This is a genomic window from Exiguobacterium sp. s138, assembly GCF_018618775.1.
Taxonomy (GTDB): domain Bacteria; phylum Bacillota; class Bacilli; order Exiguobacteriales; family Exiguobacteriaceae; genus Exiguobacterium_A; species Exiguobacterium_A artemiae.
Genome location: NZ_JACSMW010000007.1, coordinates 44,501 through 60,530 on the forward strand (window position 1 = coordinate 44,501; position 16,030 = coordinate 60,530).

Genomic DNA, 16,030 nt, shown 5'->3' on the forward strand with positions numbered 1-16,030 from the left:
AAAAAAAGAATCACTCGCTTCACGCCACTCCTGCAGGATGGAGCGTGAAAAAACGAGTGATTCTTTTTGGAGTCGGTCTTTGTATCAACTATTAAGTGAACGGTTACGGTGTTTTCTTGAAAAGCCAGTTGACGTTTGGAGATAACAACGGTCGGAACAATCGAACGATCGGACGACTGGATAAAATCCACACGAAGAACATCGCAAGCAAGAAGGATGAACCGATTAATAGCACCGGTGATTCGGCAATCCACGGCGGAAAAAAATCACGGAACAGCCGGACGATAAACGAATGTAATAGATAAATCGCCAACGTCTGAATTCCGATTTGATCAAACCGTTCGCCGAAGGAGCGATGCGGGACCATCATCAGCACAGAGAAGATCATCACGGTACTGACCGCATATAAAAAGAGCTGGATCAAGGCACCTTTGAGAACCGGTACATCGAATTCACCGTACGTATCCCGGTAGAACAACCAGACTGTATCAAATCCATTTTTAGTCCAAACGGCCATAGCGACAGCGATGGCAACGGAAATGATCAATCCGGTCAAACGACCGAGGGGTGACGTCAGCCGGTCACGAATCTGCCCGTCCGCGAGCCATCCCCGCTCTTTGATGAGATAGCCCATCAAAAAGAACGGATAAAAACTGACGACCTTCTGTAAGGAAAGGAAGTTCGTGATGGAACCCGGATTGGCATTGATCAGCAGGGCAAACGCAATACTGATTAACAACGGATAACGTAAGGCCAGGAATCCAGGCGTCACGATTTGCCAAATGATGATCCCGAGCAGATACCAGAGCGTCCAGCTCGGAACAAGCGGATGAAGCAACCCGTCAATCAAGCCGTCGACCGTCTTTTCATTGACGTAAGCGAGATAGACTTCATGAATCGACTGCCAGATGAAGTAGAGGACGACAAACGAAATGATTCGTTTGGGTCTGACTTCCTTAAAAAAGTACCCGCTCATGAAGATGAACGCCGGCATATGCAGTAAATAAATGATGTTGTAGACCATCTGCACCGGATCATTTTGCTCAAGATTACGGAACGTTTCAATCAGATGGCCGAACACGACCATGAAAATCAATAATACTTTGTAGTTCCCGAGCCAATGATCATAAGAAAAGGTCATTGGTTTTGGTGTTGGATTCATTTGTCTTCTCCAAGAATGATTTGATCGACGAAACGCTGGCTCGATTTTCCGTCCTGGTGTTCGAAGAAATATTCCGCAAAGGCTTTGACGTTCTGCATCTCGAAATCTTCGTTTTTGATCCGTTCAATCAACTCTTCCGACGTACGGACGATCGGTCCCGGGACGAATTCTTCAAAGTCATAGTAGAAGTCGCGTTTTGAGATGTAATCTTCCAAATCGTAAGCGAAGAATAACATCGGACGGTCGAGCAGTGAAAATTCAAAACAAGTCGAAGAATAATCGGTAATCAAAATATCAGAGACGAACAGCAATTCGTTGATTTCCCGGTGGTCCGTCAAATCGAGGAAGAAGTCCGCATATACTTCCGGAATCTCCATCCGGCGGCGGACAAACGGATGCATCTTCAAGACGAAGACATAATCTTCATGGAACGCTTCGTATAAAGCATCCAAATCAAGTTGACTGAAGTCATAATGGGCACTTTTGGCGCCGTTCCCACGGAAAGTCGGGGCGAACATGATGACTTTTTTGGTTTTGAAGACAGGGTATTCTTCATAAATCCGTTCTTTGGCTTCGGCGATATACGTTTGATCAAAGAACATGTCGGTCCGGGGAATCCCGGTTGCGATGACTTGATCTTCCCGTAAGCCGAACCCTTCCGCGTAATGACGGGCGACGTTATGCGAACTGACGATGGCTTTCGTATAATTCCGGTGGCTGAGCGAGTTGGCACTTGGACCACCCGGCTTGCCGAGACGGCTGTATCCGAATGTCTTGAAAGCTCCGACAGCATGCCAGACCTGGACCAGGTCGCTTCCTTTTCGGATGTTGAGCGGATAAATCATCGGATAAAAATCGTCGACCAAAATCGTTTTCGCCGTCGCGAGGTGGTAAGGCAATGTAAATTTGTCGCGCCAATCACGGCGGGACTGTAAGTTCGGTTTGAAGAACGTCTTCACGTCCAGGTTTAAATCCCGGCGCTCGATTTCGTTTAAGATATAGGCGAAGTTTCCGCTGACGTCACTTCGCGAGTCGGAAGCAAAAACAACTTTATTGTCTTGAATCGGTTGTGTCCACTTCGTGACATTGTAAATGCTCTTGAATGTAAAACGACGGAATTTGAACGCACGCTTCCGCCAATTCTTCTTGGATTTATTGAATTTTTCAATCAAGCGGATAAACCGTTTCGTCTCTCCCTGCTTAAGGGAATGGAAACCTAAGGTATTGCTGTATTCTGAATACTGGACGACCAGTTCATATTCAAGTTTGAGCAGGACGTTACTATGTTTTGTGTCAACACGATAAATGACCGGAATCAAGGAACGTGTGTCTCCAAATGGTGCTTCATGTAAAACGGACTTTCCTTGGACGATTGCGAAGAAAGCATCGAAGTAACCCATTGGGAGCGGGCGTCCGGTCGGAGTCAGGTGATTGAGATCAAGCTCACCGCTGAATGTTTCTTCTGTCCAGTCACCTTCGAACGGGAAACGAAGAATGAATGTCCGCTTGTTCCGTTTGTTGCGGAAAATGACGGCCCGTTCTAAAGGAATCGGTTCCGCTGGTGCCTCGGACTGGACGTATCCATCGTCCGGTTGTGTTTCTTCTGTGTCTTCAGGAGCGGCAGGATTCTCAAAAAGTAGCTGTTCGGCCTGAAGGAAATCAGTTAATCCGAAAAGACGTGCCTCGAAGCGGAATTTGGTTCCCGCCAGTTCTAGATAGTTAACGTGTGCCTGTAACGTCGGCATCTGTGTTTCTTCTGTCAAAACAATCTCTCCTCGCTTAAATGATTACAATGCATTTACACAACAATGACAGATTTTTAAAATCATCATGAACATAGTATAGTGATATTAGAAATCATCCATCATTATATCGTGACGAAGCAAAAAAAATAGAACTTTGTCTATTTTTTTTGCTTTTGGCGGATAGAGTCATTAGAAAAAGATCATATTTTTTAAACATACCCACATCGCTGGTAAGTGGAAACAAAAAACTTTTTTTATTAAGGGAGGGAAGCAGAGTGACCCATGACAGCGCCATTGTCTATGGATGGGTCCTTTGCGATACAAGATGATTTATGCAGCAATCTTAGCAGGCGGAAAAGGAACGAGAATGGGGAATGTCGATCGTCCTAAACAATTCCTGTCAATCGGAGAACGTCCGATTATCGTGCATACCGTTGAAAAGTTTCTTTTACACGAAGATTTTGATCAAATCATTATTGTGACCCCAACGGCTTGGATTAACTATACACGTGATATTCTTGAGAAATATATCGGAACCGATGAGCGGATCGTCATCACGGCAGGCGGAAGCGACCGCAACGAGTCCATCATGGCGGCGATCAACTGGATTGAAAATAAAAACGGTTTGACAGACGAAGACGTCATCGTTACACACGATGCAGTCCGTCCGTTCTTGACGCACCGGATCATCAAAGAAAACATTTCAACGGCACTCGAGTACGGAGCATGTGATACCGTCATCTCGGCGATTGATACGATCGTCGCTTCGACGGACGGAAAAACGATTTCCGATATTCCGGTCCGCGATCAGATGTATCAAGGACAGACGCCGCAAAGTTTCCAAATCACAAAACTCAAAAATCATTACGAAGCATTATCAAGCGATGAGCGGGCAATTTTGACGGATGCCTGTAAGATTCTCTTGCTTAAAGGGGAAGCGGTGGCTCTCGTCACAGGTGAGTTGTTTAATATTAAAGTAACGACACCTTACGATCTCCGCATCGCCAATGCTATTTTGAAGGAGCGGATTCACCAATGATTAACCAAGTCTATCAACTCGTGGCGCCACGCCAAATCGAGGTGACGTACGACGAACGGTCACTCAATTCAGACCGGGTCGTCGTTCGTCCGACGTATTTATCGATTTGTCACGCGGATCAACGTTACTTTACGGGCAGCCGCAGTGCAGAAGTATTGGCAAAGAAGTTACCGATGGCGATGATTCATGAAGGCATCGGGAAAGTAGTGCATGACCCGTCTGGAACGTTTAAGATCGGTACGTTGGTCGCAATGGTTCCGAACACACCGTCGGAAACAGATGACATCATCGGAGAAAACTACTTGCGGACAAGCCGTTTCCGCTCGAGCGGTTATGACGGCTATATGCAGGATTATGTCTTCATTCAGCCCGATCGTCTTGTCGAAGTACCGGCTGATCTTGACCCGGAAGTCGCAGCCTTCACGGAACTGGTCAGTGTATCCGTTCATGCCATGACACGTTTTGATCAGATTGCCCACAGCCGTCGGGAAACATTCGGTGTCTGGGGAGACGGGAACCTCGGATTCATTACAGCATTGATGTTACGCAAACTGTATCCGGAAGCAAAATTGCTTGTCTTCGGAAAAACGCAATCGAAGCTCGATTACTTCTCGTTTGCTGATGAAACATATCATATTGATCAAATTCCGGACGACGTATCATTTAATCACGGATTTGAATGTGTTGGTGGAATCGGAAGTCAGTATGCGATTAATCAAATGATTGATTACATCATTCCAGAAGGAACGATGGCACTGCTCGGCGTTTCCGAAGACCCGGTTTCCGTCAATACGCGGATGATTCTTGAAAAAGGATTACGTGTCTACGGATCAAGCCGGAGTACACCGGCTGATTTTGCACGGACGATGGAATTGTATCAAATGTATCCGGATATTCCGGCCTATTTGTCGAATCTCGTGTCCGGTGTTTTCCAGATTCGACAAATCGAAGATATTCATCAAGCATTTGAAAGTGATTTGACGAATCGTTTCGGTAAAACCGTCATGGAATGGTGCATGTAAGAATGAAAGCGGAAAGAGAAGGGATCACGTTATGAAACAGAAATTACGTTTGATTCAGCGGCGAACAGTCCACTATTTGCTTGTCGTGACGTATTGGATCTCGAAGTTCTTTCCGGTACAGACAAAAAAAGTCGTCTTTGCGACCTATCGTTCGGATAAGCTCGTCGATAACTTTCGCGCCGTTTATGATGAACTTGAAAGTCGTGAACTCGGTTTTCAATATGTCTTTTTATTGAAACGTTTTCCACAAAATCTGATCGGACAAATCAAATACGTCTTTCATATGATGCGGGCAACATACGAACTGGCGACGGCCCGGTACTTCATCATTGATGACTATTACTATCCGGTCTATGTCTCGAAGTTGCGCAAGGGGACGGAAGTCATTCAGTTGTGGCATGCCTGCGGCGCCTTCAAGAAGTTCGGCTACAGCGTCCTCGATAAGTCCTATTCACCGGATGACGATTACTTGAAGATGGTGGCGATCCACCGGAACTATTCGAAAGTGTATGTTTCCGGAGAAGCCTGCATTGGACCGTTTGCTGAAGCATTTGGGATGGATTCCACCCGGATCCATCCGCTGGGTGTTCCGCGGACCGATCAGTTACTGAACCGGGAGCGGCAAGTTCAGATTGAGCATAAACTCTATGACCGGTATCCGGAGTGGCGGTCGAAAAAGCTGATTTTACTGGCACCGACATTCCGAGGAAATGGACAAACGACAGCGCATTACGATCAGGAACTGGATTTCCAGCAGTTTCGTGAACAGTTGGGACCGGATCATATCCTGCTGTTACGGATGCATCCGTTTGTCTTGAACCGTCCGGTCGTACCGGCAGAATTTTCAAACCAAATCATTGATATGACGGATTATCCGGATATCAATGACTTGATGCAGGTAGCGGATATTTTAGTGACCGATTATTCTTCCGTTATTTTTGAATTTGCTTTACTGAAAAAACCAATCATCTTCCTCGTGAACGATTTGAACGCGTATAGGGAAGAACGTGATTTTTACTTCCCATACGAATCCTTTGTACCGGGACCAATTGTTTCGTCATTCAATGACGTCATTTCCTGGATCAAGGCAGGTCAGTTCGAACCGGAACAGATTGAAGATTTCGCGGCACGGTTCTTTACGTATCAAGACGGACTGGCGACAAAACGGATCGTCAATCATATATTGACGGGAGCGCTCCCGGATGCACCGATGCGTCCAGAAGAACGGAAGACCGTTTGATTTAATCGAAGCGGATGAAACGAAACAAAGGTGGTGGATACTAAATCCGCCACCTTTGTTTGTCGTTCGGAATCAAACATCAAAAAAAGCGTCCGTCTTTTACGATTCCGTTTGGGGAGGGAATGAAAAGAAGGACGCTTTAACTATTATGATGGGGCTTGATTGGCGCGGACAGGGGTAGTCCGCAGAATGCGCACCGGTTTAGAAGTGCGTTAACTTGTCACGTGCTGCCGTTCGTTTTTTCAGCGGAGGAATTAAGGCGGGCCATCCGAATTGGATGATTCCTGCGACACGTTCATTTTCGGAAGCGCCGATCATTTCGGCATATTCCTCCGTGAACCAATGTTTTCCGCTTTTCCAGCAACAGCCGAGACCCAGTTCAGTCGCGAGAAGCTGAACGTTTTGAATCATGGCAGCAGTCGCGAGCAGATCTTCCATCTGCTGATCCTCTGTTCCTTTTACTTCATATAAAATGGTCAAATAAACAGGAACATCTGCAAATTTTTGACGCATCATCTGGCGTTGTTCGTCTGTTTTTTGATCCAGCTGTCCCCGCTTGGCAAGCAGCGTCATCAATTGGTCGACATACCGCTCTTGGCTTTCTTCGTTAACGAGGACAAATCGCCAAGGTTCACGCAATTTATGAGTCGGAGCATAGATGGCGGCTTCGAGAATTTCTTCAATCATTTCATTTGGAACCGGCTGATCGGTGTAAGCACGGACGGATCGTCGTTCTAAAATCAGTTGTCGGGTGTTCATGGTGATCATCTCCTGACGTAAGTACTCTTAGAATATAATTGATAACGATTATCATTGTCAACGGTTAATTAAAAAAACGCTGGTTCGAATCAGCGTTTGTCGGGTGAAGCAGCAATTTTTTTCTTGAGTTGCCGAATTCGGAATAAGGCGAACAAGTAATGTGCGAAATAGAGCGTGAAGCCAAAGAATACAGCTATCATGATATTAATCTGGACCCCGGGCACGACCGTTAAGTTCACAAAAAGAAGCACGCCCATCGAGAAAGTATAAAGGGCAGCTTCCAGTAATTGCGGCATCATCCGGTTTTTCTTCAGGAAAAACGACCGGATAATCGGCAAAATCACGAAGCTGACGAGACGATCCAGCAGACCGATCACTAATATGCTGATGATGATGGACAAAGGTCCTGCGAAGTATAATAAGTGTGGAAATAAGACATAAGAAACGAGCAGTAACGGTCCGATCAACAGGAAGATGGAGACGGACGCACGGAAAAAGATGAATAGACTGTTGATACTGATCAAAAAGGCACGTGTGACCTTTTGAGACCAGGATGAAGGGCGTCCGACTTGCCAGGCGAAACAGCAGGCAAAGATGAACGCATAAAATTGCAGAAAGGCAACCATAAAGCATCTCCTTTTAGATATGAAACTCAATGACCCTAGTGTAGCGATTTTAGGAAAGAAGTGCAAAGGCAAACAACTAAAAACCCGTTGACGATGTGCCGCCAACGGGTTCAGGAAAAGCCTTAATCGAGATTCGGTTCTTTTTTTCCGTGTAGGAAAAATGACAAGATCAGGGCGAGTGCAGACAAGACGGTCGCAACCCAAAACGCATCCGTGATTCCGCTGATCGTCGCTTGTTTCGTCAACTGCGTCATCCAGCTGACAGAAGCGGCTTGCGAACTGCCGAGCTGTTGTCCCAACTCATTTAAATGCTGTGAAAGGGTCGGATCAAGTGTCGTAAACTGATTGGCGTCATCTGCCAGGTGAGCTGTCGTTTGACGTGTCATGACCGTGACGAGAATCGCTGTTCCGATTGAACCGGCGACCTGACGCAACGTATTTTGTGTTGCATTCCCGTGTGGAATCATTTTCATCGGCAAGGCATTCATTCCGGCTGTCATGATTGGCATCATGATGAAAGCCATTCCGAACGACCGGAGCATATAGATACCCATGATCGAATTATATGAGGTATTCATATCGAGTTGTGTCAGTTCCCACGTACCGTAGGTCATTAACGTCAAACCGAAAATAGCGAGCGGCCGGATACCGAAGCGGTCAAACAGTCGACCGGCGATCGGACCCGTGATTCCCATAATCAGTGATCCGGGTAACAACAAGAGACCGGAATCAATCGGTGAGAAACCGCGAATACTCTGCAAGTAAATCGGAAGCAGGAGCATCCCGCCGAACAAAGCCATCGTGACGATGATGTTGATGAATAAAGTGAACGAAAACTCCGGTACTTTCAAGACCCGGATATTTAACATCGGATCATCCATGGAAAGCTCGCGGAGCGCAAACGCTGCGATCCCTAAAATACCAATCAGAATCGTGCTGATGACGAGCGGGCTGTCCCAACCGTCATTACCGGCTTCACTGAATCCGTACAACAGGCTTCCGAAGCCGATCGTACTGAAAACAACACCGAGTGCGTCAAACTTCGGTTTTGATAAAGGCTGAACGAGTTTAAACCAGGCGACACCGAGTAAGAGTGTCAAAAGACCGAAAAAGGCCATTCCGTAAAACATGACATGCCAATCATAATTCTGAATGACATAGCCGGTAATCGTCGGACCGACTGCAGGAGCAAGAATCATCGCGATTCCGAGCATCCCCATCGCCGCGCCGCGTTTATGAGGCGGGAACAAAGTCATGAAGACATTTGAACCGAGCGGCATTAAAATACCGGCACCGGCTGCCTGAACGACACGGCCGATCATCATGACGGGGAAGTTCATCGCCATCGAACAAATGATTGATCCGAAGAAGAACAATGTCATGGAAACGAGGAACAATTGGCGGAACGTATAACTCCGCATCAAAAAGGCACTGATGGGAATCAGGATGCCGTTGACGAGCATGAACCCGGTCGTCAACCATTGTGCCGTCGAAGTCGAGACGTTAAAATCATTGATTAGGACGGGTAACGCGACATTGATCAATGTCTGATTCAAAATCGCGATGAACATCCCGATCAAGAGTACCGTCAAGACTTTTGGAATACTGATATCTGCCGTCACGAGCGGCGCCCGCTCCTGCGTTTTTACTTGCGGTGCAGGCATCGGAGCGCTGTCCGGATTGTTGAGTTGCACCTCATCGAGAGGAGCAGGGGCATCAGCAGCACCCGCCAGACGGGCCGGACGTGAACGCCGTGCAATCAGGTTGACACCGATGATCGTGACAACCATAAAAGCGATGTATCCGAAGAGGAAGGTCGTAGACATAGACGTCCCTCCTTAATCCTTATGAATGCGGACGGTCACATTCATACCAGGTCGAATGTCGAGTGATTTTTCTTGTGACAGTGAGACTTTGACCGGAATGACTTGCGCAACTTTCGTGTAGTTGGCAGTTCCGTTTGAAGACGGCATCATCGAAAATGTTCCAGCTGTTGTCATACCGATTTGTTCGACTTCACCGGATAACGTCGTGTCCGGATAACTGTCCACGTAAACATCGACAGTCTGTCCGACTTTGACTTCATCAATGTCGGTTTCTTCGACGTTCGCTGTTACCCAAAGCTCATTTAAGTTAAAACCGTAAGCGAGCGGTGTTCCTGCTCCGACAACGCCGTTTTCTGTCGCCATCGACTGAACGACTGTTGCTTTTGTTGGCATAGAGATCGCTGTACTGACTGGTTTTTGACCGGCTTGCGCCATCATGACGTGACCGAGTGTTGCGTCACTGTCGAGCGTTTGACCTGTTTTGGCTGTCCAGTCCGTCAGTTTACCGGCACCGGGACTTGCGATGGTAATCATTTTTCCGTCAATCTTGGCATTGTCTGTTTTCACGTAACTTGTCGCTTGATCGTAATAGTAGTAGCCGATCGCGCCTCCACCGATTAAAACAACCAGTGTCAAAATGTTAATCAATAATACTTTTTTCATGTTCATGATATGAAATGCATCCTTTCTTCCGTATACTCTGAGTTCCCCAGTCGTAACATAAAAAATACTCCTCTGGGGGAGGAGTAGTTAATATAGTTAATTATATGGAGAAGGAATCAATATACAACCGACAATTTCCGACAAAGTGTTGGAAAAGTCAATGATAGCGGATACAATATCAAAAAAAGGTGGTTCTAGAAGATGAATTCAGGACAAGATCCACGACCAAAGCGGTCACGTGACCGTATTACAAAAGAATTATTTCGTTTGCTGGACCGTCATCCTTTTTCGACGATTACCGTCAAGATGTTAACGGACGGTGCGGCGGTCAATCGATCGACCTTCTATGCGCACTTTACGGATAAATATGATTTGATGAATCAGATTGTAGACGATCATATGCGGCTTCTGATGGAAGCAATCCGGATTCAGGGAACCGGAGCACCGGCTGCTCCGTCGCTCGATCGGGTCAGCCGTTACTTCGAACGACTGTTCATCCATATTGAACAACATGAACAATTTTACCGGACGATGTTGCTGAACGGTCCGGTCAAAACGTTCATCTCGCGTTTTCTCGATACGTTAAAGGAAAATTATCAGCGGGTGTTCGAAGCGCACACGGTAACGGAAACCCAACTGGTCGATCGTGATTTATTGTTGAATTACGTGATCGGCGGACAGCTCGGGCTACTGATTTCCTGGTTACGAAACGGTCGTCCTTATTCGGCGGCCTACATGGCAGATCAACTCAGCCGGATGATTGTTTTCGGAACAGTCAAGAGCATCGGTTTTCCGGAACAATCGACTTAAAGTGATGTCAAAAAACCGCCCTTTCACCGGATGACGGGAAAGGGCGGGAATCAGGCCTGTTCGACTTGCAATTGTTTGGTATAGGTCGTGCTCCGGTTGCGTCCACTGTCCTTCGAATGATACAGCGCTTTATCTGCCTGCTGTAAGGCTTCAAGAGACGTATGCGAGCTGCTCGAGTGCGCGATGCCGAGAGAAATCGTAATCTGCAGATCAGGGACGGCTGTCGTCGGAAACAGATTTCGGGCAACCGTCGTCCGGGCAAGTTCCGCGATGCTCTTCGCATCGGCGAGTGAGGTGTTCGGGAGAATGATTAAAAATTCTTCGCCGCCGTAACGTCCGACCAGATCATCCGGTCGTGCCAGTGAGGCTAACGTCGTCCCGAGTTGCCGCAAGACGTCGTCACCGGCGTCATGACCATATGTATCGTTGACGTGCTTAAAGAAATCAATGTCAATCAGGATCAGCGAGTAGCCTTCTTCTGCTGAACCGACGAGTGACAGGGAGTCATCAAGCCGGCGGCGGTTGGCGAGCCCTGTCAAGGCGTCGGTCATGGCCAGTTTTTGCTGGTACTGGATATTTTCAAAGTGTCGTCGTAACTCTGTCAACAGATGATAGGTCACGAAACCGGCAATCAGGTTAAAGAATATGTAAGCCAGGGAAATCTCGATGAAGGTCGTCCAGCTGTTCGTCAGCAGATAGATGCCAGGTAACGAATAGACGATACCGATGCCGATCATCAGTTCGAAGTTCCAGAAGGTCAACCGGATATAGCGACGGACGACGGCAATCGTCAGGATGAACACTCCGATGACGATTGTTGACACGACAGCGGCATCCATTTGTTCGACCGGTGTCAGTATAAAACGTGTCACGATAATCATCGCACCGGTGACGAGAGCGCTCGGTAAACCGCCGAACATCATGGCGATGACGACAGGAACAATCCGTAAATCAATCCGGGCGACATCAATCTGGATGCTGTTGAGCATTAATAGGACAGAAATCAGGCCGGCGATGCCTCCTAACACGAGTCGAACGTTCAGGTTCGTTTTCGGTGTAATCCGCGGATGATTTCGAAAAGGCAGAAACAAAAGAGTAATCGTTGTAAACAGTAGACAAAAATTGATGATGAAATTATTCATGATGGACAACAAATCCTCCCAACTCCTCATAAACGCATTTTCAATAAGTTACTTCTAATATACCCCTTTTAATAACGGCAAGAAATGGAAAAATATTTAGCGGAAGATGATGAAGTCAACAAAAAAGACAAAGTACACAGTCAAGTGAACTTTGTCGGCGGAAAAAATAAATATTTTTTTAAAACAATTTTTAGGAAGAAACAGCCTCTTCATCCATCGTTAAAAGGATCTTATCGAAGACCTGGACCATCGCATGAAGCTCTTCTTCGGTGAGTGTACCAAAACGGTCTTGGAGATATTTCCGGCGGACGATTTCAAGTTCGCGGAAAGCGGCTTCACCTTCGGCCGTCAATGCTAAAACAATCGATCTTCTGTCGTCCGTCGAACGCGTCCGCGTGACGAATCCGGCTTTATACAGACGATCAGTCAAAGCCGTTACCTGACTTGTCGCAAGCTCAAACTGTTCTGCGAGTAGAGTCGGACGTTGGGGACCATTTTCGGACAGGCTGCGCAAAATGAAAAATTCACTCCGCGTCGCGGTTCCTTCAAACAGTCGGTTGAGTTCGCGGCGTAATGTCCGGAGAATGACCCGCATTTGTTCCTCTAATCGATAGGTCAGTTGATCACGTTCTTGTGGCATTCAAGCAACATCCTTTCTCTCGGTTAACTTCTATAATTTAGTGTACTAAAAATTACGGATTTTTACCATGAATAGCCGACATTTCAAAAAAAGAATTGACAATTTAAAGACGTTTTGTGTAACATGACGAAGTAATAACGAAATTATAACTAACTTAATTAGTTCTCACTCAACCAGTGGGATGGAGGTTGCAGTTCTTATAAGTACAGTCACGGATGTCGTCAAGCGGCAGATGAGGTGACTGAAAAGGAAGAATTGCCGAAATCAATCATCGCTTTGAAGATGATCGATTGGGATTAGATCGAACAGGTCTAATACTGTCACAGGTCAGATTTGGCTTGTGGGGAGCTATCTTTCACGACGGTAGAATGGGGCGCATCCATTTTACTATGTTGCGTTCTCATCTTCCTTCTGGAAGGTGAGGGCGCTTTTTGTTTTTTTTCGATTCAAAAAGTGTCCTCTCAAAAATTTAAAAAAGAGAGAAGCGAATAAGATGAATACTTTACAACCCCAAAGAAAACTCGATTCAACTGAAGAAGGATTAAAACGCGGTCTGCAAGCCCGTCACATGTCGATGATTGCGATCGGCGGTGCCATCGGAACCGGTTTATTCATTGCTTCCGGTGCGTCCGTTGCGGCTGCCGGCCCGGGCGGTGCCCTGTTATCGTATGCGGTCGTCGGAATCATGGTGTACTTCCTGATGACAAGTCTTGGTGAGATGGCAGCTTACATGCCGGTCGCCGGCTCCTTCTCAACCTATGGCGCAAAATTCGTCGATCCGTCGTTTGGCTTTGCACTCGGTTGGAACTACTGGTACAACTGGGCAGTTACGATCGCTGTAGAACTCGTTGCGGCGCAAATCGTCATGAGTTACTGGTTCCCGGATGTTCCCGGATTTTACTTCAGTGCTTTGTTCCTGTTATTGATGATCGGTTTAAATTACTTCTCCGTTAAAGGTTTCGGGGAAGCGGAATATTGGTTCGCGATGATCAAAGTAGTCACTGTCATCATCTTCCTGATTGTCGGTGTCGCGATGATCTTCGGTGTCTTCACATCTGAAGCACCGGTCGGCTTTAAAAACTTTGCGTTAGGTGATGCGCCGTTCGTCGGAGGCATCCCGGCCGTCATCGGTATCATTCTGGTTGCCGGTTTCAGTTTCCAGGGAACAGAACTTGTCGGAATCGCAGCCGGTGAGTCGGAAGATCCGAAGAAAAACGTTCCAAAAGCCGTGAAACAAGTCTTTTGGCGGATTCTTCTGTTTTATGTGTTTGCGATTTTCGTCATCGGAATGTTGATTCCGTACACAAGCCCGAACCTCGTTTCGAATGATATTACCGATGTAGCAGTCAGTCCGTTTACACTTGTCTTTGAAAAAGCCGGTCTTGCGTTCTCAGCTGCATTGATGAACGCTGTCATCCTGACGTCTGTCTTATCGGCAGGAAACTCCGGTATGTATGCGTCGACACGGATGCTGTATACGTTGGCACGCCAAGGGGATGCACCGAAATTGTTCGCACAGGTCTCAAAAAACGGTGTTCCCCGCAATGCGTTGCTTGCGACCGGTGCCATCGGAGCACTTTGCTTCCTGACATCGATGTTCGGCGGTCAAGTATATCTGTGGCTGTTGAATGCATCAGGGATGACCGGTTTCATCGCATGGCTCGGTATCGCGATCAGCCATTACCGTTTCCGCAAAGGATTCCTTGCGCAAGGTCATTCGCTCAGTGATTTGCCGTACGTGGCACCTGCTTTCCCGTTTGGACCGCTCTTTGCGTTCGGACTTTGTTTCCTCGTCATCGTCGGTCAAAACTACGCCGCGTTCCTCGCGGATCAAATTGACTGGGTGGGAATTGCCGCAACATATGTCGGTATCCCGTTATTCCTTGCCTTTTGGTTAGGTCATAAATTTAAAAACCGGACATCGGTCGTTCCTTATGAAGAAATGGAATTCCCGGAGCATCCGCGTCCGTAATTGAAAAAGTCGATTCCGTTTCAAGCGGAGTCGACTTTTTTTGTGTCTTTTGAGAAAGAATCATTCGGAAAACGTATCAAACGGTGAGAAATCGATTAAGATAAAAGAAAAATGGAGGCGACCTCAGTGAACTATTGGTATCACTTTAAACGGGCATTCATCCCGATTGCGATTTTACTTGTGACGTTAGCGATCTATCAGATGCTGTACCGCATGAATAATATGTGGTATTCGTTCGGTGGATTGATTTTAGTGTTTGCGGCGATTTATTTTGTCATGCGCCGCTTAAAAGCGAACCCCGAAGATTGACTGAGCAAGATAGTAGGGTAGCCGCACGGAACGCGTTAAAATAGACCTATACAGAGGAGGGGAAGCTAGATGGCAAAAGCAATATTCGCAGGTGGCTGTTTCTGGTGCATGGTCAAACCATTTCATAAATATGATGGTGTCGAACAAGTCATTTCCGGTTATACAGGTGGTCATACAGAAAACCCGACTTATAAAGAGGTCTGTTCTGAAACGACAGGACATTTAGAAGCGGTGGAAGTCACGTATGATCCGTCGGTCATCACATATGATGAGTTGCTTGAAATTTTTTGGCGGCAAATTGATCCGACGGACGGCGGCGGACAGTTCAACGACCGCGGTCAGTCTTACGAACCGGCCATTTTTTATGTCGACGAAGATCAAAAGCAGGCGGCAGAACGTTCGAAAGCGGCGCTTGATGCGTCCGGTCGTTTCTCGAAACCGGTAGCGGTCGATATCCGTCCGGCAAAACCGTTCTGGCCGGCAGAGGAGTATCATCAGGATTATTATAAAAAAAATCCGTTCCGTTATCAGATGTACAGTGTCGGATCGGGACGTGCCAAATTCGTCAAGGAAGCCTGGAAAGATCAAGGCAAGGAGCAGGAGTTGAAACAACGCCTGACACCGATCCAGTATAAAGTTACGCAGGAGAACGGGACAGAGCCCGCTTTCCGCAATGAATACTGGGATGAGGAGCGACCGGGTCTCTACGTTGATATCGTCGACGGGACACCGCTCTTTACGTCAAAAGACAAGTTTAACTCGAACTGCGGATGGCCGAGCTTCGCGAAGCCGATCTCAGAGGACAAGATGGAAGTCGAACTCGATACGAGTCACGGCATGACGCGGACAGAAGTCCGTTCTGCGAATGCCGACAGTCATCTTGGTCATATCTTTGATGACGGTCCGACTGAACTCGGAGGTCTCCGCTACTGCATCAATTCAGCAGCACTCCGATTTATTCCGGTAGAAGAGCTTGATTCGGCTGGATACGGGGAATATAAAAAGCACTTCGAATGAAGGTAAAAGACAGCAAAGCGGATTCGTTTTGCTGTCTTTTTTTCTAGACAAAGGAGGG

15 protein-coding genes and 1 riboswitch are annotated in these 16,030 nt (G+C 47.0%); of the genes, 7 read left to right on the forward strand and 8 right to left on the reverse strand.

What is annotated here, in order from left to right; genetic code table 11:
• Positions 1–103 precede the first annotated feature (103 nt).
• Positions 104–1,162, reverse strand: coding sequence for an acyltransferase family protein (locus KNP91_RS13315; protein ID WP_214850491.1), 1,059 nt, complete (start codon positions 1,160–1,162; stop codon positions 104–106).
• Positions 1,159–2,925: a CDP-glycerol glycerophosphotransferase family protein gene (locus KNP91_RS13320; protein WP_251136057.1), complete on the reverse strand. Its 1,767-nt coding sequence runs from the start codon at positions 2,923–2,925 to the stop codon at positions 1,159–1,161. The genes KNP91_RS13315 and KNP91_RS13320 overlap by 4 nt, the downstream gene beginning before the upstream one ends.
• 307 nt (positions 2,926–3,232) lie before the next feature.
• Between KNP91_RS13320 and KNP91_RS13325 the strand changes: the two genes are divergently transcribed.
• From KNP91_RS13325 to KNP91_RS13335, 3 genes are read left to right on the forward strand one after another with little or no spacing between them, the layout of a single operon-like run.
• Positions 3,233–3,946 carry an IspD/TarI family cytidylyltransferase gene (locus KNP91_RS13325; RefSeq protein ID WP_114597238.1) on the forward strand — a complete coding sequence of 238 codons (714 nt, stop codon included), beginning with the start codon at positions 3,233–3,235 and terminating at the stop codon, positions 3,944–3,946.
• Positions 3,943–4,968 carry a ribitol-5-phosphate dehydrogenase gene (locus KNP91_RS13330; RefSeq protein WP_214766675.1) on the forward strand — a complete coding sequence of 342 codons (1,026 nt, stop codon included), beginning with the start codon at positions 3,943–3,945 and terminating at the stop codon, positions 4,966–4,968. Before KNP91_RS13325 ends, KNP91_RS13330 begins: the two co-directional genes overlap by 4 nt.
• A 31-nt stretch (positions 4,969–4,999) precedes the next feature.
• Positions 5,000–6,208, forward strand: a complete 1,209-nt coding sequence (locus KNP91_RS13335; protein ID WP_214766673.1) for a CDP-glycerol glycerophosphotransferase family protein — start codon at positions 5,000–5,002, stop codon at positions 6,206–6,208.
• A gap of 201 nt (positions 6,209–6,409) precedes the next feature.
• On the opposite strand, the gene KNP91_RS13340 is transcribed toward KNP91_RS13335, so the two are convergent.
• The 4 genes from KNP91_RS13340 to KNP91_RS13355 form a co-directional block, all read right to left on the reverse strand.
• Entirely contained in the window at positions 6,410–6,967 is a 558-nt protein-coding gene (locus KNP91_RS13340; RefSeq protein ID WP_214850502.1) for a nitroreductase family protein, read from the reverse strand.
• 89 nt (positions 6,968–7,056) lie between these two features.
• Positions 7,057–7,593, reverse strand: a complete 537-nt coding sequence (locus tag KNP91_RS13345; RefSeq protein ID WP_214766669.1) for a hypothetical protein — start codon at positions 7,591–7,593, stop codon at positions 7,057–7,059.
• 122 nt (positions 7,594–7,715) lie between these two features.
• A complete protein-coding gene (locus tag KNP91_RS13350; protein WP_214766667.1) occupies positions 7,716–9,419 on the reverse strand; it encodes a DHA2 family efflux MFS transporter permease subunit in 1,704 nt (567 codons plus the stop codon).
• 12 nt (positions 9,420–9,431) lie between these two features.
• Positions 9,432–10,088, reverse strand: a complete 657-nt coding sequence (locus KNP91_RS13355) for an HlyD family secretion protein (protein WP_012369107.1) — start codon at positions 10,086–10,088, stop codon at positions 9,432–9,434.
• 195 nt (positions 10,089–10,283) lie between these two features.
• On the opposite strand from KNP91_RS13355, the gene KNP91_RS13360 reads away from it, so the two are divergent.
• Complete coding sequence (locus KNP91_RS13360; RefSeq protein ID WP_214766665.1) at positions 10,284–10,892, forward strand: TetR/AcrR family transcriptional regulator; 609 nt, start codon at positions 10,284–10,286, stop codon at positions 10,890–10,892.
• A gap of 50 nt (positions 10,893–10,942) precedes the next feature.
• On the opposite strand, the gene KNP91_RS13365 is transcribed toward KNP91_RS13360, so the two are convergent.
• Together KNP91_RS13365 and KNP91_RS13370 are read right to left on the reverse strand one after the other, a co-directional pair.
• On the reverse strand, positions 10,943–12,034 hold the full coding sequence (locus KNP91_RS13365) for a GGDEF domain-containing protein (protein WP_251136058.1): 1,092 nt from the start codon (positions 12,032–12,034) through the stop codon (positions 10,943–10,945).
• 190 nt (positions 12,035–12,224) lie between these two features.
• Positions 12,225–12,674, reverse strand: a complete 450-nt coding sequence (locus KNP91_RS13370) for a MarR family winged helix-turn-helix transcriptional regulator (RefSeq protein WP_131503233.1) — start codon at positions 12,672–12,674, stop codon at positions 12,225–12,227.
• Positions 12,675–12,848: 174 nt separating this feature from the next.
• Positions 12,849–13,033: riboswitch (Lysine riboswitch) on the forward strand.
• Between the two features lie 134 nt (positions 13,034–13,167).
• Between KNP91_RS13370 and KNP91_RS13375 the strand changes: the two genes are divergently transcribed.
• The 3 genes from KNP91_RS13375 to msrA all read left to right on the forward strand — a co-directional run bounded on the left by KNP91_RS13375 (position 13,168) and on the right by msrA (position 15,972).
• Positions 13,168–14,646: an amino acid permease gene (locus KNP91_RS13375; RefSeq protein WP_214766661.1), complete on the forward strand. Its 1,479-nt coding sequence runs from the start codon at positions 13,168–13,170 to the stop codon at positions 14,644–14,646.
• 126 nt (positions 14,647–14,772) lie between these two features.
• Positions 14,773–14,955, forward strand: a complete 183-nt coding sequence (locus KNP91_RS13380) for a hypothetical protein (protein ID WP_012369112.1) — start codon at positions 14,773–14,775, stop codon at positions 14,953–14,955.
• 69 nt (positions 14,956–15,024) lie between these two features.
• Positions 15,025–15,972: a peptide-methionine (S)-S-oxide reductase MsrA gene (gene msrA, locus KNP91_RS13385; RefSeq protein WP_012369113.1), complete on the forward strand. Its 948-nt coding sequence runs from the start codon at positions 15,025–15,027 to the stop codon at positions 15,970–15,972.
• The last annotated feature ends 58 nt before the right edge of the window (positions 15,973–16,030 follow it).